The sequence below is a fragment of the Burkholderia anthinoferrum genome, assembly GCF_002925705.1.
GTDB classification, from domain to species: domain Bacteria; phylum Pseudomonadota; class Gammaproteobacteria; order Burkholderiales; family Burkholderiaceae; genus Burkholderia; species Burkholderia semiarida.
On the sequence record NZ_LFZP01000051.1, the window covers coordinates 1 to 24859 of the forward strand.

A 24859-nucleotide genomic window follows, 5' to 3' on the forward strand; every position below is an offset into this window, starting at 1 on the left:
CACTGCTTTACCCAGAACGATTCAACATTGGAGTCTGAATCTCAACCCGCCTCACACACTAAATTCCGGATACCTCCGGCGTTGACGACGCCAGTGCCGGCATTGGCGACCGTGCCCACGATGCTGCCGAGACCGCTGGTCGCGCCGCCGGCACCGCCCACTGCGCCAGCCAACGTTCCCACTGCGCCGGTTGCCGTGTTGCCGACCGTGCCAACGACGCCGCCGACACCACCGAGGCCACCGGTCGCGCCGCCGGCACGGCCCAGGGCACCAGTCAGCGTTCCGACTGCACCCGTTGCCGTGTTCGCTACCGTGCCAACAACGCCACCGAGACCACCGGTCGGATTGCCAACACCACCCAAGGCGCCCGTCACCGTACCGACTGCGCCGCTTGCCGCATTGCCCACCGTTCCGACAACGCCGCCGAGACCGCTGGCCCCGCCACCGCCGACACCACCCAGCGCGCCAGTCAGCGTTCCGACTGCACCTGTTGCCGTGTTCGCTACCGTTCCGATGACGCCGCCAAGCCCGCCCGTCGGATTGCCAACGCCGCCCAAGGCGCCCGTCACCGTACCGATTGCGCCGCTTGCCGCGTTGCCCACCGTGCCGACAATGCCGCCGAAACCGCCGGTCCCGCCGCCACCGACACCACCCAGTGCGCCAGTCAGCGTTCCGACTGCGCCTGTTGCCGTGTTCGCTACCGTTCCGACGACGCCGCCAAGACCACCCGTCGGGTTGCCACCACCGATGCCACCCAGTGCGCCGGTTACCGTACCAACGACGCCACCAAGCCCACCGGTCGGATTACCGACACCACCCAAGGCGCCCGTCACCGTACCCACTGCGCCGCTTGCCGCATTGCCCACCGTCCCGACAACGCCGCCGAGACCGCCGGCCCCGCCGCCACCGACACCACCCAGTGCGCCAGTCAGCGTTCCGACTGCGCCTGTTGCCGTGTTCGCTACCGTTCCGACGACGCCGCCAAGACCACCCGTCGGGTTGCCACCACCGACGCCGCCCAGTGCGCCGGTTACCGTGCCAACTACACCACCAAGCCCACCGGTCGGATTACCGACACCACCCAAGGCGCCCGTCACCGTACCGATTGCGCCGCTTGCCGCGTTGCCCACCGTCCCGACAATGCCGCCGAGACCGCCGGTCCCGCCGCCACCGATGCCACCCAGTGCGCCGGTTACCGTACCAACGACGCCACCAAGCCCGCCAGTCGGATTGCCAACGCCGCCCAAGGCGCCCGTCACCGTACCGACTGCGCCGCTTGCCGCGTTGCCCACCGTGCCGACAATGCCGCCGAGACCACCGGTCCCGCCGCCACCGATGCCGCCCAGTGCGCCGGTTACCGTGCCAACCACACCACCAAGCCCACCGGTCGGATTACCGACACCGCCCAACGGCCCCGTCACCGTACCGGCCACCCCGGCGACCGGCTCGAGCAATCCGCTACCGATATCGATGGTCGCGCTTCCCGTCCCGGTCCCCGCCAGCCCGATCGAGATACCGCCTGCATTCGGGTTGCCGACCGTCACCACTCCGTTCCCCCATCCCGTCACGGTACCGACGAGTTCCCCGGGCGCGGGCAATCCGCCTCCGACGATGAGGCCGTCGGATTTGCTGACACTTCCCAGCGGAGAAGCCAGCACCCCCGCCTGAGACGCCGTGGCGGCCAGGCTGAACAAAGCCGCGACCGACAAGGCGATGCCTGTCAGTTTCACATTCGTTTTCGTTTTCATGAATAACCTCATTTCGGTTGGAAAACCGCGGAACAGCTCGAGCGATGACGCATGGACCCCGTCGCCCGAAGGCGGCGCGAATCGTTCGCGGATTGCCCGATACGGCAAGGCGTTGAAACAAGTTAAAACAGGCTGATACAACGGGATACCAGACACCACGTGACGTACTTCTTGAAAAATGATTCGCATCACGAAACTTCTGTAATGCGAATCTGAAAACCCACCATCATCGAACCATCGACAAACGATCGGCCGCTCACGACAACTTCATCGCAAGCGGCCGCCGCCCTCCCTTTAGAACTTCCACAGCAGATTGCCGTACAGCGCGTGATCGCTGATGTTGCCGCCGAGCTGGCCGCTATACGACAGGCCGATCGACAGGTTCTTCGTCACGGCCGCATCGACACCGACCTCGAGCACGGCCGCATCGCGCGCGATCGGCACGCCGACCACGCTGAACGGTGCGCCGCCGCTCGCGAACGACAGCGTCGAACCCGGCTGCGTGTTGCCGAACGCATGCCGCCAGCCAATCGTGCCGAAGGTCGTGATCTTGCCCTTCGTTGTGACCGCGACGTCCGTCGACGCCCGCACGCCGAGCGTCGAGAAGCCGAGGCCCGTCGTGTCGGAATCGCCCTGCAGCGCCGCCGCGCCGCCGTTCTCCTTGAAGCCGCCGGTGTGCAGGCTCGCATACGCGAGCCCGACGAACGGTTCGAGCGCGACGTTGCGAATCGCCGTCGAGTAGCCGATCTCGGTGAACACCTGCGTCGCGCTCGCGTCGTAGCTCGCGGTATCGTGATCGGCGAAGCTGCCGAACGACGGATTGCGCGCGCTATGCACGCGGTACCACGACTGCGACACGCCGCCGCGCACGTTCCACGCGTCGTATCGGCCGCTGGCGTACAGCGCGATCGTCCCGCCGTTGACCTTCGCCGACTCGTTCTGGTCGGTATTGAGCTGGCTGCGCGACGCGCCGCCCGCGATACCGACGCGCCAGTGGCTGCTGACTTCCGCATCCGTACCGACGATGAAGCCGTACAGGTTGCGATCGATCGAAGCGACGCCGTCGCCGTCGAACCGGCTATGCGAGCCGTACAGTCGGCCCCACACCGCGGGCTTGTACGACTTGGCCGGCGTGCAGCCGTTCTCCGCGGCCATGCGCCGGTCGAGCGCCGCCGCGTGATCGTCCGCCGACACCGGCGCCTCGCATCCGCAGAGCGCCCCGCCCGGCTGCGAACCGAGCCGTGCACGATCGAGCACCGCGTCGCGCACGTAGCGGCTATCCGACAGCAGCACGCTTCGCGTACTCGGATACAGATCGCCGGCCAGTTGCGTGAACGCGCGGTTCGCGGTCGGCGCATCCGACGTCAGCACCGTATCGAACAGCGGGTTGCCGGCGCCGAGCGTGCCGACCGCGCCCGCCACCGCTTGCCCGTCGGGCGTCGTCGCGACCGACGAGAACGGCGTGCCGTTCGGCGCCAGCGACATCAACACTTGCGCCGGGTTGTACGTTGAGCGTCGGCGTGAGGAACGCATACGTCGAGTTCACCGCGCTGAACTGCCCTTGCACGCCCGCGCCGGCATTCACGATGGTGTAGAGCTTGCCCGGCTGGTATTGCCCGGTTGCCGCGACGACCTGTACCGACCCACCGTTGAGCGTGGCGGAGCCGGTCACGTCGAGGCCGCCGCTCTGTTGCGGCGTGGCGCCGACCTGCAGCGTCGAGCCGGGCTGGAAGGTCGCGTTCCCCGCGACCTTCAGCGGCTGCCCGAGCTGGAGGACCGATGCGGTGCCGCCGCCCGATACGACCAGGCCGCCGATCGTGCCCGTCCCGGTGACGGTCGCGCCGTTACCGACCGTCACCGGCGAGTTGGCCAGCGAACCGGTGACGGCGAGCGTGCCGCCCGTCACGGCGGTCGGCCCCGACAGCGTGTTCGTGCCGCTCAGCACCTGCGCGCCCGTGCCGGCCAGCGTCAGCGGGCCGGTACCCGACAGCGTGCCGGCGAACGTGCTGGTGCCGGCGGTGTTGACCGTCAGCGGTGTGCTGCCGAGATTCACGTTCGAGCCGGTCGTACCCGACAACGTGCCGATCGCCTGCGGCGCGGCCGCAGCCGCCAGGTTCAGCGTCGCACCGCTGCCCGCGAGAATCACCGGGCTCGTCGGCGCGAGACTGCCTGCGCCGGCGAGCGCGAGCGCGCTGCCGCTGCCGATCGTCGTGCCGCCGGTGTACGTGTTCGCGCCGGTCAGCGTCTGCGTGCCGCCGCCCTGCACCGCGAAGCCGCCGGTGCCCGCGATCGTGCCGCCGAAGGTGCCACCCGTCGGACCCGCCACGGTCAGCGTATTGCCACCGAGATTCACGGTCGAACCTGCCGCGCCCGACAGCGCGCTCGTCGTCTGCGGCGTCGTGGCCGCGCCGACGTCGAGCGTCGCGCCGTTGCCGGCCAGCGTCAGCGCGCTGCCGGCCGACAGGCTGCCGCTGCCGCCGACCGCGAGCGTGCTGCCGTTGCCGATCGTCGTGCCGCCCGTGTACGCGTTCGCGCCGCTGAGGGTCGTCGTCGACGGGCCGCTCACCGCCAGGTTGCCGCCGCCCGAAATCGGCCCGCTCAGGCCGAGGTTGTTCGCGCCGCCCACCGTCAGCGTCGAACCCGTGCCGAGATTCACGGCATTGGCGAGCGTCGTGCCGGGCACGCTGGTCCCGAGCGTGCCGCCGTTGCCGCCCACAGTCAGCGTGCCGCTGCCGAGTGCGGTCGACGTTCCGGCCACCAGCGTGCCGCCGCCCGTGACGCTGGTGCCGCCGGTGTAGGTGTTGGCGCCGGAAAGCGTCGTCGTCGCGGGGCCGCCGAGCGCGAGCGTGCCGCTGCCGGAGATCGGGCCGCTCAGGCCGAGGCTATGGGTGCCGCCCACCGTCAGCGTCGACCCCGTCCCGAGGTTCACCGCATTGGTCAGCGTCGTGCCCGGCGTGCCGGCGGCCAGCGTGCCGCCCGCGCCGCCGGTGTTCAGCGCGCCCGTGCCGAGCGCCGTGTTGCTGCCCGCGATCAGCGTGCCGCCACCCGTCAGGTTCGTGCCGCCCGTGTAGGTGTTGGCGCCCGTGAGCGTTTCGCTGCCCGTACCCGACAACGTGAGGCTGCCGCCCGCGCCGGCGATCGTGCCGCCGAACGTGCCGCTGCCCGCCCCGCCGAGCGTCAGGTTGTTGCCGCCGAGGTTCACCGTCGAACCCGCGACGCCCGACAGCGCGGTCGTCGTTTGCGGCGTGGTCGCACCGCTGACGTCGAACGTTGCGCCCGCACCGGTCAGCGTCAGCGGGCTGCTGCCGGACAGACTGCCGCCCGCGCCGATCGCGAGCGTGCCGCTGTTGATCGTCGTCGCACCCGTGTACGTGTTGGTGCCCGTCAGCGTTTGCGTGCCGCTGCCCGACAGCGTCAAACCGCCCGTGCCGGCCACGGTGCCGCCATACGTGCCGTTACCGGAACCGGCCAGCGTCAACGTGTTGCTGCCCAGATTCACGGTCGAGCCCGACGCACCCGACAGCGCACCCGTCGTCTGCGGCGTCGTCGCGGCACTCAGGTCCAGCGTGGCCCCCGCGCCCGCGAGATCGAGCGCGCTGCCCGCCGACAGGCTGCCGCCCGCGCCGACGGCCAGCGTGCTGCCGTTGCCGATCGCCGTGTTGCCGGTGTACGTGCCGGCGCCGGTGAGCGTCGTCGTCGACGGGCCGTTCACCGCGAGATTGCCGCTGCCCGAGATCGCGCCGCCAAGGCCGAGGTTGTTCGCGCCGCCGACCGTCAGCGTCGAACCCGCGCCGAGATCGATCGCGTTGGTCAGCGTCGTGCCGGCCACGCTCGTGCCCAGCGAGCCGCCCGCGCCACTCGTCGTCACCGCACCGGTGCCGAGCGCCGAGCCGTTGCCGGCCAGCAGCGTGCCGCCGCCCGTCAGACTCGTGCCGCCCGTGTACGTGTTCGTGCCGGTCAGCGTTTCGGTGCCCGTGCCCGCCAGCGTGAGGCTGCCCGCGCCCGCGATCGTGCCGCCGTACGTGCCGCTGCCGGAACCGCCGAGCGTCAGCGCATTGCCGCCGAGGTTCACGGTCGAACCCGACACGCCCGACAACGCACCCGTCGCCTGCGGCGTCGTGGCCGCGCTCAGATCGAGCGTCGCGCCCGCACCGGCCAGATCGACCGCGCTGCCGCCCGACAGGCTGCCGCCCGCGCCGACCGCCAGCGTGCTGCCGTTGCCGATCGTCGTGTTGCCGGTGTACGCGTTGGCGCCAGTAAGCGTCGTCGTCGACGGACCATTCACCGCGAGGTTGCCGCTGCCGGAAATCGCGCCGCCCAGGCCCAGGTCGTTCGCACCGCCAATAGTCAGCGTCGACCCCGCGCCAAGGTTCACCGCGTTGGTCAGCGTCGTGCCGGTCACGCTGGTGCCGAGCGTGCCGCCCGCGCCGCTCGTGTTCAGCGTACCCGTGCCGAGCGCCGAGCCGTTGCCCACGATCAACGTGCCGCCACCGGTCAGGCTCGTGCCGCCCGTATACGTGTTGGCGCCATTCAACGTTTCGGTGCCCGTGCCAGCCAGCGTCAGGCTACCGCCTGCACCGGCGATCGTGCCGTCATACGTGCCGCTGCCCGTGCCGCCGAGCGTCAGGCTGTTGCCGCCGAGATTCACCGTCGAGCCGGCCACGCCCGACAGCGTGCCCGTCGTCTGCGGCGTCGTCGCGCCGCTCAGGTCGAAGGTTGCGCCCGCACCCGTCAGGCTCACGGGTGTCGTTCCCGACAGGCTGCCGCCCGCGCCGATCGCCAGCGTGCCGCTGTTGATCGTGGTGGCGCCCGTGTACGTATTGCTGCCCGTCAACGTCTCCGTGCCGGTGCCCGACATCGTCACGCCGCCCGTGCCGGCGATGTTGCCCGCGTACGTGCCGCTGGCCGACCCGCCGAGCGTCAGGTTGTTGTTGCCCAGGTTCACGGTCGAACCCGCCACGCCCGAGATCGCGCCCGTCGATTGCGGCGACGCGGCGCCGCTCAGGTCGAGCGTCGCGCCGGCCGTCGTCAGGCTGACCGGGCTGCTCGACGACAGGCTGCCGTTGCCGCCGATCGCGAGCGTGCCGCTGTTGATCGTCGTCGCGCCCGTGTACGTGTTGGTGCCGGTCAGCGTTTCGGTGCCGGTGCCCGACAACGTCAGCCCGCCCGTGCCGCCGATCACGCCCGCATAGGTGCCGCTGCCTGCGCCGCCGAGCGTCAGCGTGTTACCGCCCAGGTTGACGTTCGTGCCCGTGCCGCCCGACAACGCGCCGGTCGTCTGCGCCGAAGTGGCGGCGCTCAGGTCGAGCGTGGCGCCGGTGCCGGCGAGGTCGATCGCACTGCCAGCCGACAGGCTGCCGCCCGCGCCGACCGCGAGTGTGCTGCCGCCGCCGATCGTCGTGCTGCCGGTGTAGGTGTTCGCGCCCGACAGCGTCGTCGTCGACGGACCATTCACCGCGAGGTTGCCGCTGCCGCCGATCGCGCCGCCGAGGCCGAGATCGTTCGCGCCGCCGACCGTCAGCGTCGAGCCGCTGCCGAGATTCACCGCGTTGGCAAGCGTCGTCCCGGGCGTGCTCGCGGCCAGCGTACCGCCTGCGCCGCTCGTGTTGAGCGCCCCCGTGCCGAGCGCGGAACCGCTGCCCGCGATCAGCGTGCCGCCGCCGGCGAGAGTCGTGCCGCCCGTGTACGTGTTGTTGCCGGTCAGCGTTTCGGTGCCGCTGCCCGACAGCGTGAGGCTGCCGCCCGCGCCGGCGATCGTGCCGCCGTACGTGCCGTTGCCCGTGCCGCCGAGCGTCAGGTTGTTGCCGCCAAGGTTCACCGTCGAGCCGGCCACGCCCGACAGCGAGCCCGTCGTCTGCGGCATGGTCGCGCCGCTCACGTCGAACGTCGCGCCCGCACCGGCCAGGTTCACCGGGCTGCTGCCCGACAGGCTGCCGCCCGCGCCGATCGCGAGCGTGCCGCTGTTGATCGTCGTCGCGCCCGTGTACGTGTTGTTGCCGGTCAGCGTTTCGGTGCCCGTGCCCGACAGCGTCAACCCGCCCGTGCCGCCGACCGTTCCGCCGAACGTACCGTTGCCCGAACCGCCGAGCGTCAGCGTATTGCCGCCGAGATTCACCGCCGAACCCGCTGCGCCGGACAGCGTACCGGTCGTCTGCGGCGACGTGGCCGCGCTCACGTCCAGCGTCGAGCCCGCGCCGGCGAGATCGATCGCGCTGCCCGACGACAGGTTGCCGCCCGCGCCGACCGCGAGCGTGCTGCCGCCGCCGATCGTCGTGTTGCCGGTGTACGTGCCGGCGCCGGTGAGCGTCGTCGTCGACGGACCAGTCACGGCGAGATTGCCGCTGCCGCCGATCGCACCGCCGAGCCCGAGGTTGTTCGCCCCGCCGACCGTCAGCGTCGAGCCCGAACCGAGATTGATCGCATTGGTCAGCGTCGTGCCTGCGACGCTCGTGCCGAGCGTGCCGCCCGCGCCGCTCGTGTTCAGCGCGCCCGTTCCGAGCGCCGAACCGCCGCCCGCGATCAGCGTGCCGCCGCCGGTCAGGTTCGTGCCGCCCGTGTACGTGTTGTTGCCGGTCAGCGTTTCGGTGCCGCTGCCCGACAGCGTGAGGCTGCCGCCCGCGCCGGCGATCGTGCCGCCGTACGTGCCGTTGCCCGTGCCGCCGAGCGTCAGGTTGTTGCCGCCGAGGTTCACGGTCGAACCCGCCACGCCCGACAGCGTGCCCGTCGTCTGCGGCGTGGTCGCACCGCTGACGTCGAAGGTCGCACCCGCACCGGCCAGGTTCACCGGGCTGCTCGCCGACAGGCTGCCGCCCGCGCCGATCGCCAGCGTGCCGCTGTTGATCGTCGTCGCGCCGGTGTACGTGTTGGTGCCGGTCAGCGTTTCGGTGCCGGCGCCCGACATCGTCAGCCCGCCGGTGCCGCCGATCGTGCCCGCATAGGTGCCGTTGCCGGTGCCGGCCAGCGTCAGCGTGTTGCCGCCGAGGTTCACGTTCGTGCCCGTTACGCCGGACAGCATGCCGCTCGTTTGCGGCGTGGTCGCCGCGCTGATGTCGAGCGTCGCGCCCGTGCCGGCGAGATCGAGCGCGCTGCCCGACGACAGGCTGCCGCCCGCACCGACCGCCAGCGTGCTGCCGCCGCCGATCGTCGTGTTGCCGGTATAGGTGTTCACGCCCGTGAGCGTGGTCGTCGACGGGCCGCTGACCGACAGGCCGCCGCTGCCCGAGATCCCGCCGCCCAGCCCGAGATCGTTCGCACCGCCAACGGTCAGCGTCGATCCCGCGCCGAGATTCACCGCATTGCCGAGCGTCGTGCCTGCCGTGTTCGTGCCGAGCGAGCCGCCCGCGCCGGTGACGTTCAGCGCCCCCGTGCCGAGCGCGCTGCCGTTGCCGGCGATGAGCCCGCCGCCGCTCAACGTGGTGCCGCCGTCATAGGTGTTCGTGCCGGTGAGCGTCGTGGTGCCCGCGCCGGTCTGCGCGAGGCCGCCGCTGCCGGAAATCGTGCCGCTCAGCCCGAGATCGTTCGCGCCGTTCAGCCCGAGCGTCGCGCCCGCGCCGAGCGTGACCGCGTTGCCGAGCGTCGTGCCGCTCACGCTCGCGTTCAGCGTGCCGTTGCCGGTCACGTTCAATGCGCCGGAACCGAGCGCCGTATTGCTGCCGACGCTCAGCCCGCCGCTGCTCAACGTCGTCCCGCCGCCATAGGTGTTCGCGCCGCCGAGCGTGGTCGTGCCCGAGCCGGACTGCACCACGCCGCCTGCGCCGGAAATCATGCCGCTCAAGCCGAAGTCGAACGCGCCGCCGAGATTCAGCGCAGAGCCGGCGCCCAGATCGACGGCGTTCGCCAGCAGCAGGTTCGCCGTGCTCGCGTTGAGTGTGCCGCCGCTGCCGGTGACGCTGAGTGCGCCCGTGCCGAGCGCCAGGTTGTCGCCGACCGACAGGCCGCCGGCGCTCAGCGTCGTGCCGCCCGTGTAGGTGTTCGCGCCGGTGAGCGCGGTCGTTCCGCTGCCGGTTTGCGCGAGGCTGCCGCCGCCTGCGATGATGCCGCCGAGGCCCAGATCGTTCGTGCCGCCGAGCGTCAGCGCCGAGCCCGTGCCGAGAGTCACTGCGTTGTTCAGCGTCGTGCCGGCAACGCTCGCGGCCAGCGTGCCGCCCGCGCCGGCGACGTTCAACGCGCCGGTACCGAGCGCCGCTCCGCTGCCGGCGACCAGCGTGCCGCCGCCGGTCAGGTTCGTGCCGCCGGTATACGTGTTGGCCCCGGTCAGCGTTTCGGTGCCCGTGCCCGCCAGCGTCAGGCTGCCGCCCGCGCCCGCGAGCGTGCCGCCGAACGTGCCGCTGCCGGCGCCGCCGAGCGTCAGGCCGTTGCCGCCGAGATTCACCGTCGAACCGGCCACGCCCGACAGCGCGCCGATCGTCTGCGGCAGCGCTGCACCGCTCAGGTCGAACGTTGCACCGGCTCCGCCCAGATTCACTGCGCCGCCCGCCGCGAGGCTGCCGCCCGCGCCGATCGCCAGCGTGCCGCCGTTGATCGTCGTGCCGCCCGTGTAAGTGTTCGCGCCGGTCAGCGTCTCCGTGCCGGTGCCGGACAGCGTCAGCCCGCCCGCACCGCCGATCGTGCCGCCGAACGTGCCGTTACCGGCGCCGCCGAGCGTCAGCGTATTGCCGCCGAGATTCACCGCCGCGCCGGCCGTGCCGACCAGCCCGCCCGTCGTCTGCGGCGACGTGGCCGCGCTCAGGTCGAGCGTCGCCCCCGCGCCGGCCAGATCGAACAGGCTGGCGCCCGACAGGCTGCCGCCCGCACCGACCGCCAGCGTGCTGCCGTTGCCGATCGTCGTGTTGCCGGTGTACGTGCCGGCGCCGGTCAGCGTCGTGATCGACGGGCCGTTCACCGACAGATTGCCGCCGCCCGAGATCGCGCCGCCGAGGCCCAGATTGTTCGCACCGCCAACCGTCAGCGTCGCGCCCGCGCCCAGATTCACCGCATTGCCGAGCACGGTGCCGCCCGCGCTCGTGCCGAGCGTGCCGCCCGCGCCCGTCACGTTCAGCGCGCCGGTGCCGAGTGCGCTGCCGTTGCCCGCGATGAGCCCGCCGCCGCTCAGGGTCGTGCCGCCCGTGAAGGTGTTCGCACCAAGCAGCGTCGTCGTGCCGGTGCCGGTTTGCGCAAGACTGCCGGCGCCCGACAGCACGCCGCCGAGGCTCAGGTCGGCCGCGCCGTTCAGCCCCAGCGCCGCGCCAGCGCCGAGGTTCACCGCATTGCCCAGCACGGTGCCGGCGACGTTCGTCGCGAGCGTCCCGCCCGCGCCGCTCACGTTCAGCGCACCGGTGCCGAGCGCGCTGCCGTTGCCGGCGATCAGCCCGCCGGCGCTCAACGTCGTGCCGCCCGTGTACGTGTTCGTGCCGCCGAGCGTCGTCGTGCCGGAGCCGGTTTGCGCAAGGCTGCCGTTGCCGGCGATCGTGCCGCTCAGGCCGAGATCGTTCGCACCGTTCAGCCCCAGTGTGACGCCGGTACCGAGATTGATCGCGTTGCCGATCGTCACGCCCGGCACGCTCGCGCCGAGCGAAGCCGAACCGTCGACGTCGAGTGCGCCGAGGCCGAGCGCCGCGCCGCTGCCGACGAGCAGGCTGCCGCCCGTCAGCGCCGTGCCGCCCGCATACGTGTTGTTGCCGGTGAGCGCCTGCGAGCCGGTGCCGGAAAGCGTCAGCCCGCCCGCCCCGCCGATGTTGCCGGCGAAGACGCCGCTGCCGCTGCCGGCCAGCGTCAGGTTGTTCGCGCCGAGATCGATCGCCGAACCCGCGACGCCCGACAGCGTGCCGATCGACTGCGGCGTGGTCGCGCCGGCGATGCTGAACTGCGCGCTCGCGCCCGTCAGGTTCACGGGGCTCGACGCGGCGAGACTGCCGCCCGCGCCGATCGCCAGCGTGCCGCCGCCGATCGTGGTGCCGCCAGTGAACGTCTCGGCCGCGGTGAGCGTCGTCGTGCCCGGGCCGTTCACGGACAGGCCGCCGGTACCGGAAATGATCCCGCTCAGCCCGAGATCGTTCGCACCGCCAACCGTCAGCGCCGCACCCGCGCCGAGCTGGATCGCGTTGCCGAGCACCGTGCCGCCGACGGTCGTACCGAGCGAGCCGCCCGCGCCCGTCACGTTCAGCGCGCCCGTGCCGAGTGCGCTGCCGTTGCCGGCAAGGATGCCGCCGCCGCTCAGCGTCGTGCCGCCCGTGAACGTGTTCGCGCCGAGCAGCGTCGTGATGCCCGAGCCGATGTGTGCGAGACCGCCGTTACCGGCGATCGTGCCGCTCAGGCCGAGATCGTTCGCGCCGGTCAACGCGAGCGTCGCGCCCGTGCCGAGGTTGACCGCGTTGCCCAATGTGGTGCCGCTCACGCTCGCGCCCAACGCGCCGCCCGTGCCCGTGACGTTCAGCGCGCCGGCGCCCAGCGCCGTATTGCTGCCGGCGAGCAGCGTGCCGGCGCTCAGGGTCGTGCCGCCGCCGAAGGTGTTCGCGCCCGACAGCGTCGTCGTGCCCGTGCCGCTCAGCACGAGGCCGCCGGTGCCGCCGATCGCGCCGCTCAGGCCGAGGTCGTTCGCACCGTTCAGCGTCAACGATGCGCCGTTCAGGTTGATGCCGTTCGCAAGCGCCGCGCCGGCCGCCAGATCCGCGCTCAGCGAACCGCCGAGGCCGCTCACGTTCAACGCGCCGCCTACGCCGAGCGCCGTGCCGCCGTCGACGATCAGGCTGCCGCCGCCCGTCAGGCTCGCGCCGCCCGTGAACGTGTTCGCGCCGGACAGCGTCGTCGCGCCGGTACCGCCGAGCGCCAGGCCACCCGCGCCCGAGATCGCGCCGCTCAGGCCGAGATCGGCTGCGCCGTTCAGGCCGAGCGTCGCGCCCGCGCCGAGGTTGACTGCATTGCCCAGCACGGTGCCGCCGACGTTCGTCGCGAGCGTGCCGCCCGTGCCGACCACGTTCAGTGCGCCCGTGCCCAATGCCGCGCCGTTGCCGGCGATCAATCCGCCGCCGCTCAGCGCTGTGCCGCCGGAAAACGTGTTCGCGCCGAGCAGCGTCGTGGTACCGGCGCCGGTTTGCGCCAGGCTGCCGTTCCCGCCGATCGCGCCGCCCAGGCTCAGATCGGCTGCGCCGTTCAGGCCGAGCGTCGCGCCCGCGCCGAGGTTGACTGCATTGCCGAGCAGCGTGCCGCCGACGCTCGTCGCGAGCGTGCCGCCCGCGCCGGACACGTTCAATGCCCCCGTGCCGAGCGCCGCGCCATTGCCAGCGATCAACCCGCCGCCGCTCAGCGCCGTGCCGCCCGTAAACGTGTTCACGCCGAGCAGCGTCGTCACGCCCGTGCCGCTTTGCGCGAGGCCGCCGTTCCCGCCGATCGCACCGCCCAGGCTCAGATCGGCCGCGCCGTTCAGGCCGAGCGTGGCGCCTGCATCGAGATTGACTGCATTGCCGAGCAGCGTGCCGCCGACATTCGTCGCCAGCGCGCCGCCCGCCCCCGTCACATGAAGCGCGCCGCTGCCGAGCGCCGCGCCATTGCCGGCGATCAGTCCGCCACCGCTCAGCGCCGTGCCGCCCGAAAACGTGTTCACGCCGAGCAGCGTCGTCGTCCCCGTGCAGCTTTGCGCGAGACTGCCGTTGCCGGCGATCGTGCCGCCGAGGCCGAGGCTGGCCGAACCGGTCAGGCCCAGGGTCACGCCGGTATCGATATTCACCGCATTGCCGAGCAACGTGCCGCCGACGCTGGTGCCGAGCGTGCCGCCCGCGCCGCTCACGTTCAGCGCGCCCGTGCCGAGCGCCGTGCCGGTGCCGACGACGAGCCCGCCGCCGCCCGTCAGATTCGTTCCTCCCGTGAACGAATTGGCGCCGTTCAGCGCGAGCGTGCCGGTGCCGCTCGCGTTCAGCGCGCCGCCGCCGGCGATCGTACCCGACAGCGCGAGCCCGGTCGCGCCGTCCACCGTCAAGCCCGCGCCGAGCGTCACGTCGTTGAGGAGGTTGAGGCCGGCCGCGCCGGCCTCCAGCGTGCCGCCGCCGGCGACGATCGTCCCCACGCCCAGCCCCGCGCTGTTGTTGATGATCGCGGTGCCGCCGGCCAGCGACGCGTCGGCCGCACTCGACGCGCCGGTGATGTTCCACGTGCCGCCCTGAACCGCGAGATGCGTGAAATTGCCGTACGTATCGACCGCGATGGCGCCGCTCGCGGGGCTCCCGGTCGCGGTGTTCAGTTGCAGGTTCAGCGTATTGTTGCCGCCCAGCCCGGCATCGACGCCCAGCCCGACCGACGATCCGGTCAGCGCATTGAACGTGTTCGACGTGCCGGCGGACGCGCCGAGCGACACGTTGCCCGTCACGGTGCCGGCGTTGGTGAACGTGTTGCCGGCGCCCGGCGTCCCGCTGGGCGCGAGCACCACCGAACCGTTGATCGTGCCGCCGCTCGCGTTGGTGAAGTTGGCCTGCGCTCCGCCCGACGTGGTGACGACCTGCGCGGTGGGCCCCGCGCTGAAGCCCAGCAGGCCGGTCGTGCCGATCGTGCCGGCATTCGTGATGTTCGTCGTACCGCCGATGCCGTTGTACACCGTCAACGCCGGGCCATTGAGCAGCGAGCTCGTCGAGCCCATCATCACGCCCGAGCTGGCGTTCGTGACGTTGACCGTGCTCGCCGACGCGATATTGCCGACCACCGTGCCGTTCGACACGAGGCTCAAGCCGGACAATGCGGGGTCGATTCTGCCGTTGTTGGTCAGCGTGACGCCGCTGCCCGTCAGCGACAGCGCGGTGCCGCCGATCAACGGCACCACGGAGACGGTCGCGCCGGGCTCGACGGTCAGGTTGAGATTGTTCGCGCCGTTCGAATAGGACGTGCTGGCTCCGCTGCAACTGACGGTCGTGGTTCCGGTGCAGGCCGCCAGCGCGTCGACGGGGACGATCCCGGCGCCGACCAGCGCGACCAGCACGCCGGTCGGAACGAGGAGTTTCGGACGTGCTTCCGCGCGCTTTTTGTTCGATCCCATGCGCATACGCATAATCACACCTTCCCATAAGAGAATCGACGACAGCGGGTATTCCGTCCACGCATTCGAAATGCCGGAGGCAAATACCGGAATACGCCATTCGATGTTTTTTGGAAAAACGCCGCCCCGCCATCAGTCCGATGCGGATGGCCGAATTAAAAACAATCAGGAATTAATCAACCAGTATTATTTAATCGGCATCTTTTACTTTTGACCCCTGCCCGGTAATTTTTTCAGTTATTGGAGACTCCTGCTTCACGGAGGTAAAGCACACGCTGACTCGTGAATCCGCACGCATGGCATCTGTACCTGTACAGATCAAACGACGAACGCGCTGTGCTCCATTTCCATCAACCCCTTCTGTCGTCGTAAACGAACACTGAATAACCGGACGCCGAATCAACCCTATTGCGAATGATTCGCGTACAGGTTTTCTGGCGCCCAATATTCGGTCCATAAGCCTCCCGGTGTGATCTCGAGACAAATATAGACACGACCCGCAAACGTTTTCCACGCGATAAACATATTTTTGTCAAAACTCAACAATCTTTCTCGAATATTCGTCGATTCGTATGATGGATGTTAATTTCACGCTTTAACCGAAGCAGGGAAATTATTAAGAAAGGAAAAAACCAGTTTCAGGGACGCTGATTTATTCGCCAATCTGCTTTAATGAATTCACATCCGCCGCGCAGCGGTTTGGTTTCTCGAACGATAACGAGGTGTCCAAGGGAGAACTTCACGATGGTGACGTTGAACATCAACGACCGGCCGGCCGAGATCGATGCCGATCCGTCGACACCGGTGCTCTGGGTGCTGCGCGACAATCTCGGGCTGACCGGCACCAAGTTCGGATGCGGCACCGGCGACTGCGGCGCCTGCACCGTTCACGTCGACGGCCGCCCCGCTCGAAGCTGCACGCTGGCGCTGTCGGCGGTGGGCAGCGCGCGCATCACGACATCCGAACATCTCGCCGACGATGCGGTCGGCAAGGCGGTCCTCGACGCGTGGATCCGGCACGACGTCGCGCAATGCGGCTACTGCCAGAGCGGCCAGATGATGAGTGCGGCCGGCCTGCTGCGGAGCAACAAGGCGCCGACCGATGCCGACATCGACCGCGCGATGGCCGGCAACCTGTGCCGTTGCGCGACCTACCAGCGCATCCGCGCCGCGATTCACGATGCGGCCGGCGCGCTTGCCTGAGCCTGCCGGGAGACATTGACCATGCGTACTCGCACTGCCGGGCGCCCGGCGAGCACCGACACCCCCCACTCCGACGCTTCGCCGGCCGCCGGAACAGGTTCTCCGAAACTCGGCCGGCGCGGCTTCCTGAAGCTCACGATGGCGGCAAGCGGCTGCCTGGCGCTGGGCATCGCGCCGACCCGGGCCACGGCCGAAGCGGGCAAAGCCCCGCAGTTTTCACCACCTCAAGCATTCCTGATCATCGCGCCGGAAAACACCGTGACCGTTGCCGTCAACCGCACCGAGTCCGGCCAGGGCGTCAGCACCGCGCTGCCGATGGCGCTGGCCGACGAACTCGATGTCGACTGGCGCAACGTGCGCACCGTGCTCGCGCCCGCTGGCGAGCCGTACAAGGACCCTGTAACGGGCATCCAGATGACGGCCGGCTCGACGTCGGTCAATCACTCGTTCACGCAATATCGCGAACTCGGCGCATCCGCCCGCGCGATGCTCGTCGCCGCAGCCGCGCAACGCTGGAACGTCGATCCGGCCACGTGCCGGACCGCGAATGGCGTCGTCACGTCCGGCAGCTACCGCGCGACCTATGGCGAGCTCGCGCCCGCCGCGATGGCGATGCCGGTACCGCGGCGGGTGCCGTTGAAGTCGCCGGACCAGTTCCGCCTCATCGGCAAGCCGACACCGCGCATCGACGCACGCCCGATGCTCGACGGCACGCTCAAGTACGGGATGGACTGGCGCCTGCCGGACATGAAGGTGGCCCTGGTCGCGCGCCCGCCGCGCTTCGGCGGGCAGGTCGCGAGCTACGACGCGGCGGCGGCCCGGGCCGTCAAGGGCGTGGTCGAGGTCGTCGAGATCCCGACCGATCACGGCGGCACCGGCGTGGCCGTCATCGCGAACGGCTACTGGCCGGCCAAGCTCGGCCGCGATGCGCTGAAGATCACGTGGAAGGACGCCGGCTCGACCGTCACGTCCGCCGAACAGATGCAGGCGTACAAACAGCTCGCCGGCACGCCGGGAACCCTGGTGCGCACGGCCGACGCCGGCGGCGCGCCGCCGGCGGCCACGCGAATCGCGAAGGATTACGAATTTCCGTATCTCGCCCACGCGGCGATGGAGCCGCTCAGCTGCACGGTCGACGTCGGGCCGGCGAACTGCGCGTGCGGGATCAAGATCTGGGGCGGCTCGTCGCTGCAAACGGCCGATCGCGCCGCGGTCGCGAAAGCGCTCGGCGTCGCGCCGGAGAAAGTCCAGATCTTCACGATGACGTCGGGCGGCGACTACGGCCGGCGCTCGACCCCCACGTCGGACTACGTGGTCGAAGCCGCCCGCGTGTCCGCCGCGTATCTCGCGGCCGGCCATCTCGGCCCGGTCAAGACGATCTGGACGCGCGAGGACGATTTGCGCGGCGGCTACTACCGCCCGATGGTGCTGCATCGCGTCGACATCGGCGTGGACGGCAGCGGCGCCGTGCGCGACTGGCAGCACGTCGTCGTCGGCCAGTCGGTGCTGAAGGGCTCGCCGCTCGAGCGCACGACGATGCTCGAGCATGGCACCGATCCCGGCCTGACCGAAGGCGTCGCGAACAACCCGTACGGCTTCCCGATGCAGGTATCGGTCCATCAGACCGACGCCGACGTGCCGGTCCAATCATGGCGTTCGGGCGGCCATACGCATACGGCGTTCGTGATGGAAACGCTGGTCGACGAACTCGCGCACGCGGCGCGGCAGGACCCGGTCGCCTACCGGATGGCGCGGCTGGCCGGCCCCGAGCACGCGCCCCATCGCCAGGCGCTCGCGCTGGCCGTCGACAAGTCCGGCTACGGCACGCGCACGCTGCCGGCAGGGCACGCGTGGGGCGTCGCGATGCACGAAACGGCCGGTTCGGTCGTCGCATACGTCACGGACGTGTCGATCGAAGCGCAGCAGCCGCGCGTGCATCGCGTGACGGCCGGCGTGTATGCGGGCCGCATCGTCAACCCGACCGGCGCGCAAGCGCAGATTCAGGGCGGCGCGCTGTTCGGCCTCTCCACGACGAAGCCGGGCTTTGCGATCGACGTCGACCATGGCGCCGTCCGCAACGCCGGTTTCGCCGACTATCCGCCCGTGCGCATGCAGGAAGCGCCGCCGGTCGATGTCTTCTTCGTGCCGTCTGACGCTCGGCCGACCGGGTTGAGCGACGCCGGCGTACCGCCGATCGCGCCAGCGGTGGCCAACGGTGCGTTCGTGCTGACGGGCGAGCGGCTGCATGCGTTACCGTTCGCGCCGATGCGGGTCGCATCGGCCACCCCCGCGATGCCGGCGGCCCCTGCGGCCGCCGTCGACGAGGACCCATACGGCGACCTGCCGGCCGGCGGCTGCCGGATGCCGCGCAAGGCCAAGCCGGTCGCGTCGAAGCCGAGGACCGATCAAAGCCACGCAGGCGTCGGCCAGGCGAGTACGGTGCCGAAATTCCTGCGGCCGAAACGGCGCGCGGGCATCCCGTGCATCGACGAACTGAAGAAAGGAACGGTGACCTAGGCGGCGCGGCACGCGCCTCCGGACCAGCCGCCGCACCGACCGGCGCGGCGGTGGGGCATCGTTCCCGCCGCCGCGCTCACCCCCGCCCGCGCCGCATCCTGAGCGTCGCCGACGGCGATTCGCCGAACGCCCGCTTGTACTCGATCGCGAACCGCCCGAGGTGCGCGAAGCCCCATTTCAGCGCGACGTCGGTGACCGACGCGAGCCCCGACGTGTCGCCGGCCAGCAGTTCCTCGCGCACATGTTGCAGCCGCAACTGTCGCACGAAGCCCATCGGCGTGATCCCGTGGCGATGGCGAAAGCCGGCGAACAGCGTGCTCGGGCTGACGCCCGCGAGTTCGGCGAGCCGTTCGATCGTCAGCGGCTCGTCGAGATGCGCGCGAATGTATTCTTCCACGCGCCGCACGTAGAACGGCGCAAGCGCCGTCGGCACGTGTCGCGTGCCGTTGCGCGCGCTGTTCGGCTGGCCGTGCAGCAGCAGGTTGAGCAGCGTCGATTCGAGCTGCTCGAACGCGAGCGGATGACGCAGCGGATGCGCGTCCGTCGCGATCGCGCCGGCGAGCACCGGCAGCAATTGCGCGAGACAGGTACCCTGCGGCGACGCCAGGTCGAATTCCGGTTCGAATTCGACGCTCGCGCGCCGGTCGTCGCCGAAATGCCGCTGCGCGTGGCGCTCCATCACTTCGCGCTCGATGCGCAGGATGACCTGCGGGCACGCATCGCCCCAGCGCATCTTCAGCGGCAGCGTCGGCGAAAGCAGCGACGCGGTGCCCGGCGACGACACGAAGCGCGTCGCGCCGCATTCGATTTCAGCGTGGCCGCGCAGCGGAATCTGCAGCAGGAAGAAATGTTCGAGCGGCCCCGGCTCGATGCTGACGCCGCCGCCGTAATCGAGCAGGTTCAACGACAGGTTGCCCCAGCGCGCATGGTGCATGCAGCTGTGCAGCGCGCGCGATTCGCCGGTCGGCGTGAGCCGGTGCGGCTTGAACACGTCGGCGACGCGCGCGCGCACCTCGTCGACGTCGTTCGACTCCAGCAGCAGCGTGTCGTGATTGAAACAGGCGGCGTCGGCCAGCCAGCCGGTTTCGGAAAATTGCGCCATCGAAGTTCTCCCGTCGTGCTCGATCGCACTCGCGCCGTGCACGCATTCCCGATCTCGGGGAATCCGTCACACGATCCGGACAGCGCTCGCAGTATCCGGACAGTCCGTCCCGCGAAACACGCAAGTTCAGCCCAAGCCACGCAAGAAGCGGACCGTTCGCGCATCGTAGAAAACTGTGCGGGCTGTCCGCATCCGCACATACCCGCGGTCCGCCGAGGCCCGCCGGCCCGCCGCGGCCGCTGTCGCAGGTTTCCGGAATTCGCGGATAACGGCCGAAGAAAGCGGATAGAAGCGCGCATTTCGTCCGCCAATACTGGGCCCGTCACCGAAACCCACAGCATGGAGGGACACATGAACGGACGTCACATCGAAGTTCCATCGCCGGGCGGCGGCGCGTTCCGCGCGTACCTGAGCACGCCGGCCGGTGGAACTGGGCCGGGCATCGTGCTCTGTCACGAAATTTTCGGCGCGAACGCGACGATGCGCGACGTGGCCGACTACTACGCCGAGGAAGGCTATACCGTGCTCGTGCCGGACCTGTTCTGGCGCCAGTCGCCGGGGATCGAGCTCGGTTACGCGGCGGCCGATTTCGAGCGCGCGATGGCCCTTTATCGCGAATTCGACGAAAACAAGGGCGTGGAGGACATCGGCGCCGCGCTGGACATGCTCCGCCAGCGGCCGGAATGCACGGGCGAGGCCGGCGTGCTCGGCTACTGCCTCGGCGGCAAGCTCGCCTATCTCGCCGCGTGCCGGCTGCCGGGCGTGGCTGCGGCGGTCAGTTACTACGGCGTGGGCATCGAGCATGCGCTGGACGAAGCGGCGCACCTGCGCGGGCGGCTCGTGCTGCAGATCGCCGCGCAGGACCGCTTCTGCCCGCCCGACGCGCAGCAGCGCATCGCGGATGCGCTGTCCGGCCGCGACGGCGTCGGAGTGTACGTCTACCCCGGCGTCGATCACGCGTTCGCCCGCGCCGGCGGCGATCATTTCGACAAGGCCGCCGCGGTCATGGCTCACCAGCGCGCGATCGCCGCGTTCCGCGCCGCGCTCGGCCCGCACTACGACCTGTCCGCGCTGTGGGAAACGCACCTGAAGCACGAGTTCGACACGCGCAACGTCGACGCGACGATGGCCACGATGGTCGCCCAGCCGTACGTCAACCATATTCCGACGCTGACGGGCGGCGTCGGCCACGACGAGCTCAAGCGCTTCTACACGCATCACTTCGTGCATGCGAACCCGCCCGACACGACGATCACGCCGATCTCGCGCACGATCGGCGCGAGCCAGATCGTCGACGAGCTGCTGTTCCGCTTCACGCACACCACCGAGATCGACTGGATGCTGCCGGGCGTCGCGCCGACCGGCAAGCGCGTCGAGATTCCGCTCGTCGCGATCGTCAAGTTTCGCGGCGACAAGCTCTATCACGAGCACATCTACTGGGATCAGGCGAGCGTGCTCGTGCAGATCGGCCTGCTCGACCCGTCCGGCCTGCCGGTCGCGGGCGTCGACACGGCCCGCAAGCTGCTCGACGAAACCGTGCCGTCCAACGGCCTGATGCGCCGCTGGCACGACAGCGCGCCGTCGACGGAGGCGCGCTGACGCGGCCCCACCCTCACCCCACGATTCCCGGAGACATCCCATGAATGCCCTTGCTGGCAAAGTCGCGCTCGTCACCGGCGGCGCCACGCTGATCGGCGCCGCGGTCGCGCAGGACCTGAGCCGCGCCGGTGCGAGCGTCGCGATCCTCGATCTCGATGCGGACAACGGCGCACGCGTTGCCGCATCGCTCGGCGAACGGGCGCTGTTCCTCGCGCTCGACATCACCGACGACCGCGCGATCGAGCGTGCGATCGCGACGATCGTCGAACGGTTCGGCGCGATCGACGTGCTCGTCAACCTCGCGTGCAGCTACGTCGACAACGGCATCCACGCGACCCGCAACGACTGGCTCGCGGCGATGGACGTCAACGTCGTGTCGGCGGCGATGCTCGCGAAGGCCGTGCATCCGCACATGGCCCGGCGCGGCGGCGGCGCGATCGTCAACTTCAGCTCGATCTCCGCGCAGTGCGCGCAGACCGGCCGCTGGCTGTATCCGACCTCCAAGGCCGCGATCCGACAGCTCACGCGCAGCATGGCGATGGATCTCGCGCCCGATCGCATTCGCGTCAACTCGGTGTCGCCGGGCTGGACCTGGTCGCGCGTGATGGACGAGCTGACGCACGGCGACCGCGCGAAGACCGATCGCGTCGCCGCGCCGTTCCACCTGCTCGGCCGCGTCGGCGATCCGTCGGAAGTCGCGCAGGTCGTCACGTTCCTGTGCAGCGACGCCGCGAGCTTCGTGACGGGCGCCGACTACGCGGTGGACGGCGGCTATGCCGCGATGGGCCCCGAACAGGCGGTGCCGGCGATTCCGCGGCTCGCGGAGTGACCGCTTCGCGCCGCCCCTTCACGCAATCATTCCGGCCGCCACACGGCCAACCAAGGACACTCCCATGAGACGCATCGCTATCGTCGGCGCCGGCCAGTCCGGCCTGCAACTTGCCTTCGCCCTGCTCGACCAGGGTTACCACGTCACGCTCGCGACCAACCGCGACGCGGAGCAGATCCGCTCGGGCAAGGTCATGTCGAGCCAGTGCATGTTCCACACGTCGCTGCAGATCGAGCGCGATCTCGGCCTGAATACGTGGGAGGAAGCGTGCCCGTCCGTCGAAGGCATCGGCATCGCGGTGCCGCACCCGGACGGCAACGGCCGCAAGGTGATCGACTGGTCGTCGCGGCTGACCCGCTACGCGCAGTCGGTCGACCAGCGCGTGAAGATGGCCGACTGGCTCGACGGCGTCCGCCGCCGCGGCGCGGACGTGCGGATCGGCGACATCGGCGTGCCCGAACTCGAGGAACTCGCGCGCAGCCACGACCTCGTGCTGCTCGCGGCGGGCAAGGGCGACATCGTCAACCTGCTCGGCCGCGACGATGCGCGCAGCCCGTTCGACCGCCCCCAGCGTGCGCTGGCGCTCACCTACGTGAAAGGGATGACGCCGAGCGAGCCGTATTCGCGCGTGCGCTTCAACCTGCTGCCGGGCATCGGCGAGTACTTCGTGTTTCCCGCGCTGACCACCACCGGCCCGTGCGAAATCATGGTGTTCGAAGGCATCCCGGGCGGCCCGCTCGACCGCTGGGCCGACGTGAAGACGCCCGAGCAGCATCTGGACCGGAGCCTGTCGTTCCTGCAGCAGTACGTACCGTGGGAATTCGAGCGCAGCCGCGACGTCGAGCTCACCGATCCGAACGGCACGCTGGCCGGGCGCTTCGCGCCGACGGTACGCAAGCCGTTCTTCCGGCTGCCGTCGGGCCGCACCGTGTTCGGGATGGCCGACGCGGTGGTGGTCAATGATCCGATCACCGGCCAGGGCTCGAACAACGCCGCGAAATGCGCGAACGCGTATTTCGCGGCGATCGTCGCGCGCGACGCCGCGCCGTTCGGCGAAGACTGGATGCAGCAGACGTTCGAAAGCTACTGGGCCTATGCGCAGCATGTCGTGCGCTGGACCAACTCGCTGCTCACCCCGCCGCCGCCGCACATCCTCGAACTGCTCGGCGCGGCCGGCCAGTCGCCGTCGCTTGCCAAGGTGATCGTCGACGGCTTCGACGATCCGCGCCGGTTCTCGCCTTGGTGGTTCGAGCCGTCGGCGTGCGCGGCGCTGATCCGGCAACACAGCGTGCGAGCGGAGTAACCGTCATGGAAACGACCGTTACCGACCGTCCGGCCCTCGACCCGATGCAGTTGCGCGCCGCGTTCGGACAGTTCCCGACCGGCGTCACCGTGATCACCACGTGCGCGGCCGACGGGCGCAAGGTGGGGCTCACCGCGAATTCGTTCTCGTCGCTGTCGCTCGATCCGCCGCTCGTGCTGTGGAGCCTGCGCAAGGTCGCGCCGAGCCGCCCGGATTTCGTCGCGGCGACCCATTTCGCGATCAACATCCTCGCGCACGACCAGATCGACCTGTCGCGCCGCTTCGCGACGCCCAGCGCCGACAAGTTCGACGGCGTGCCGCACGCGGAGTCGGAAAGCGGCGGCGTGCCCTGCCTCGACGGCGCGAGCGCGCGCTTCGTGTGCCGCAACGTCGGCCACTACGAAGGCGGCGATCATTTGCTCTTCATCGGCGAGATCGAGCAGTTCGACGCGTTCGGCAAGGCGCCGCTCGTGTTCCATGCCGGCCAGTATCGCGCGATCGCCGATCATCCCGATCTTTCACGCGCGCTTTGATTAGTACATCCAAATAATCTCCAGGAGGTGGTGAACATGAAATTCGGCTCTCGCCTGCTCGTCGCCGCAGGCTTCGCGCTCGTCGGTCTCGCCGGCCACGCGCCGGCCCTTGCGACCGACCTGCCGGCGGTCAACCTCGGCATGACGAGTTTCCTCGACGGCATGCCGCCGGCCGGCGCCGGCTGGTACGGTACGCAGTACCTGCAGTACTACACGGCCGGCCGCGTCAACGACAATGCGGGCAACAAGGTCGGGTTGCCGAAGCAGGACATCGACCTGTTCGCGGGCTTGAGCCAGCTCGTCTATCAGTCGCCGCTGACGTTCGCCGGCATGCATCCGGGCCTCGACGTGATCCTGCCGTGGATCGCGTCCGCGCGGACCGACGACGGCATCGGCAACGTCGCGCTGAATGCGCGCGCCGGCTTCGGCGATCTGCTGATCGGCCCGTTCGTCCAGTTCGACCCGGTGATGGGCGCGCAGGGCCCGCGCTTCGCGCAGCGCGTCGAATTCCAGTTCATCGTGCCGACCGGCGCGTACGATCCGTCGCGCGCGATCAATCCGGGCAGCCATTTCTGGTCGTTCGATCCGTACTGGGCGGCGACGCTGTGGGTCACGCCGAAATGGACCGTATCGTGGCGGCTGCACTATCTGTGGAACGCGACCAACCATCAGCCGGCCACGGCACTCGGGCCCGACGTGACGTCGACGCAGGCCGGCCAGGCGATCCACGTGAACTTCGCGACCGAGTACGAAGTACGGCCCGGCCTGCGGCTGGGCCTCAACGGCTACTGGTTGCGCCAGACCACCGACATGAAGGCCAACGGGCAGGAGGTGCCGGGCACGCGGGAAGCGGTATTCGCGATCGGGCCGGGGGCGATGGTCAGCTTCTCGCCGCACGATCACCTGCTGTTCAACGCGTACTTCGAGACGTATGCGCGCAACCGGCCCCAGGGGACGCGGATGGTACTGCGCTACGTGCATCATTTTCAGTGACGCACCGCGCGCCGGCCGCCCCGATCCGGCGCACG

General features: G+C 70.1%; 11 protein-coding genes. 7 read left to right on the forward strand and 4 right to left on the reverse strand.

Annotation, left to right across the window (positions count from 1 at the left end):
* Positions 1 to 41: 41 nt before the first annotated feature.
* The 3 genes from C5F75_RS37530 to C5F75_RS20435 form a co-directional block, all read right to left on the reverse strand.
* The gene (locus C5F75_RS37530; protein ID WP_407641356.1) at positions 42 to 1748 is read right to left on the reverse strand and encodes a hypothetical protein; all 1707 of its coding nucleotides are present in this window, start codon (positions 1746 to 1748) and stop codon (positions 42 to 44) included.
* A gap of 294 nt (positions 1749 to 2042) precedes the next feature.
* On the reverse strand, positions 2043 to 2903 hold the full coding sequence (locus C5F75_RS37665) for an autotransporter outer membrane beta-barrel domain-containing protein (protein ID WP_407641357.1): 861 nt from the start codon (positions 2901 to 2903) through the stop codon (positions 2043 to 2045).
* A gap of 121 nt (positions 2904 to 3024) precedes the next feature.
* On the reverse strand, positions 3025 to 14745 hold the full coding sequence (locus tag C5F75_RS20435) for an autotransporter-associated beta strand repeat-containing protein (RefSeq protein WP_456151268.1): 11721 nt from the start codon (positions 14743 to 14745) through the stop codon (positions 3025 to 3027).
* A gap of 744 nt (positions 14746 to 15489) precedes the next feature.
* On the opposite strand from C5F75_RS20435, the gene C5F75_RS20440 reads away from it, so the two are divergent.
* Both C5F75_RS20440 and C5F75_RS20445 read left to right on the forward strand, forming a co-directional pair.
* Entirely contained in the window at positions 15490 to 15948 is a 459-nt protein-coding gene (locus C5F75_RS20440) for a (2Fe-2S)-binding protein (protein ID WP_059577675.1), read from the forward strand.
* 21 nt (positions 15949 to 15969) lie between these two features.
* Positions 15970 to 18465, forward strand: coding sequence for a xanthine dehydrogenase family protein molybdopterin-binding subunit (locus tag C5F75_RS20445; RefSeq protein WP_104012659.1), 2496 nt, complete (start codon positions 15970 to 15972; stop codon positions 18463 to 18465).
* Positions 18466 to 18541: 76 nt separating this feature from the next.
* Here C5F75_RS20445 and C5F75_RS20450 read toward each other — a convergent pair whose 3' ends face one another.
* A complete protein-coding gene (locus C5F75_RS20450) occupies positions 18542 to 19567 on the reverse strand; it encodes an AraC family transcriptional regulator (RefSeq protein ID WP_104012660.1) in 1026 nt (341 codons plus the stop codon).
* A gap of 351 nt (positions 19568 to 19918) precedes the next feature.
* Here C5F75_RS20450 and C5F75_RS20455 point away from each other — a divergent pair, with 351 nt between their 5' ends.
* The 5 genes from C5F75_RS20455 to C5F75_RS20475 all read left to right on the forward strand — a co-directional run bounded on the left by C5F75_RS20455 (position 19919) and on the right by C5F75_RS20475 (position 24824).
* Positions 19919 to 21166: a dienelactone hydrolase family protein gene (locus C5F75_RS20455; RefSeq protein ID WP_104012759.1), complete on the forward strand. Its 1248-nt coding sequence runs from the start codon at positions 19919 to 19921 to the stop codon at positions 21164 to 21166.
* 40 nt (positions 21167 to 21206) lie between these two features.
* Positions 21207 to 21995, forward strand: coding sequence for an SDR family oxidoreductase (locus C5F75_RS20460; protein WP_059577664.1), 789 nt, complete (start codon positions 21207 to 21209; stop codon positions 21993 to 21995).
* 64 nt (positions 21996 to 22059) lie between these two features.
* Positions 22060 to 23298: a styrene monooxygenase/indole monooxygenase family protein gene (locus tag C5F75_RS20465; protein WP_104012661.1), complete on the forward strand. Its 1239-nt coding sequence runs from the start codon at positions 22060 to 22062 to the stop codon at positions 23296 to 23298.
* Between the two features lie 5 nt (positions 23299 to 23303).
* Entirely contained in the window at positions 23304 to 23831 is a 528-nt protein-coding gene (locus C5F75_RS20470; protein ID WP_060967112.1) for a flavin reductase family protein, read from the forward strand.
* Between the two features lie 36 nt (positions 23832 to 23867).
* Positions 23868 to 24824, forward strand: coding sequence for a SphA family protein (locus C5F75_RS20475; RefSeq protein ID WP_104012760.1), 957 nt, complete (start codon positions 23868 to 23870; stop codon positions 24822 to 24824).
* The last annotated feature ends 35 nt before the right edge of the window (positions 24825 to 24859 follow it).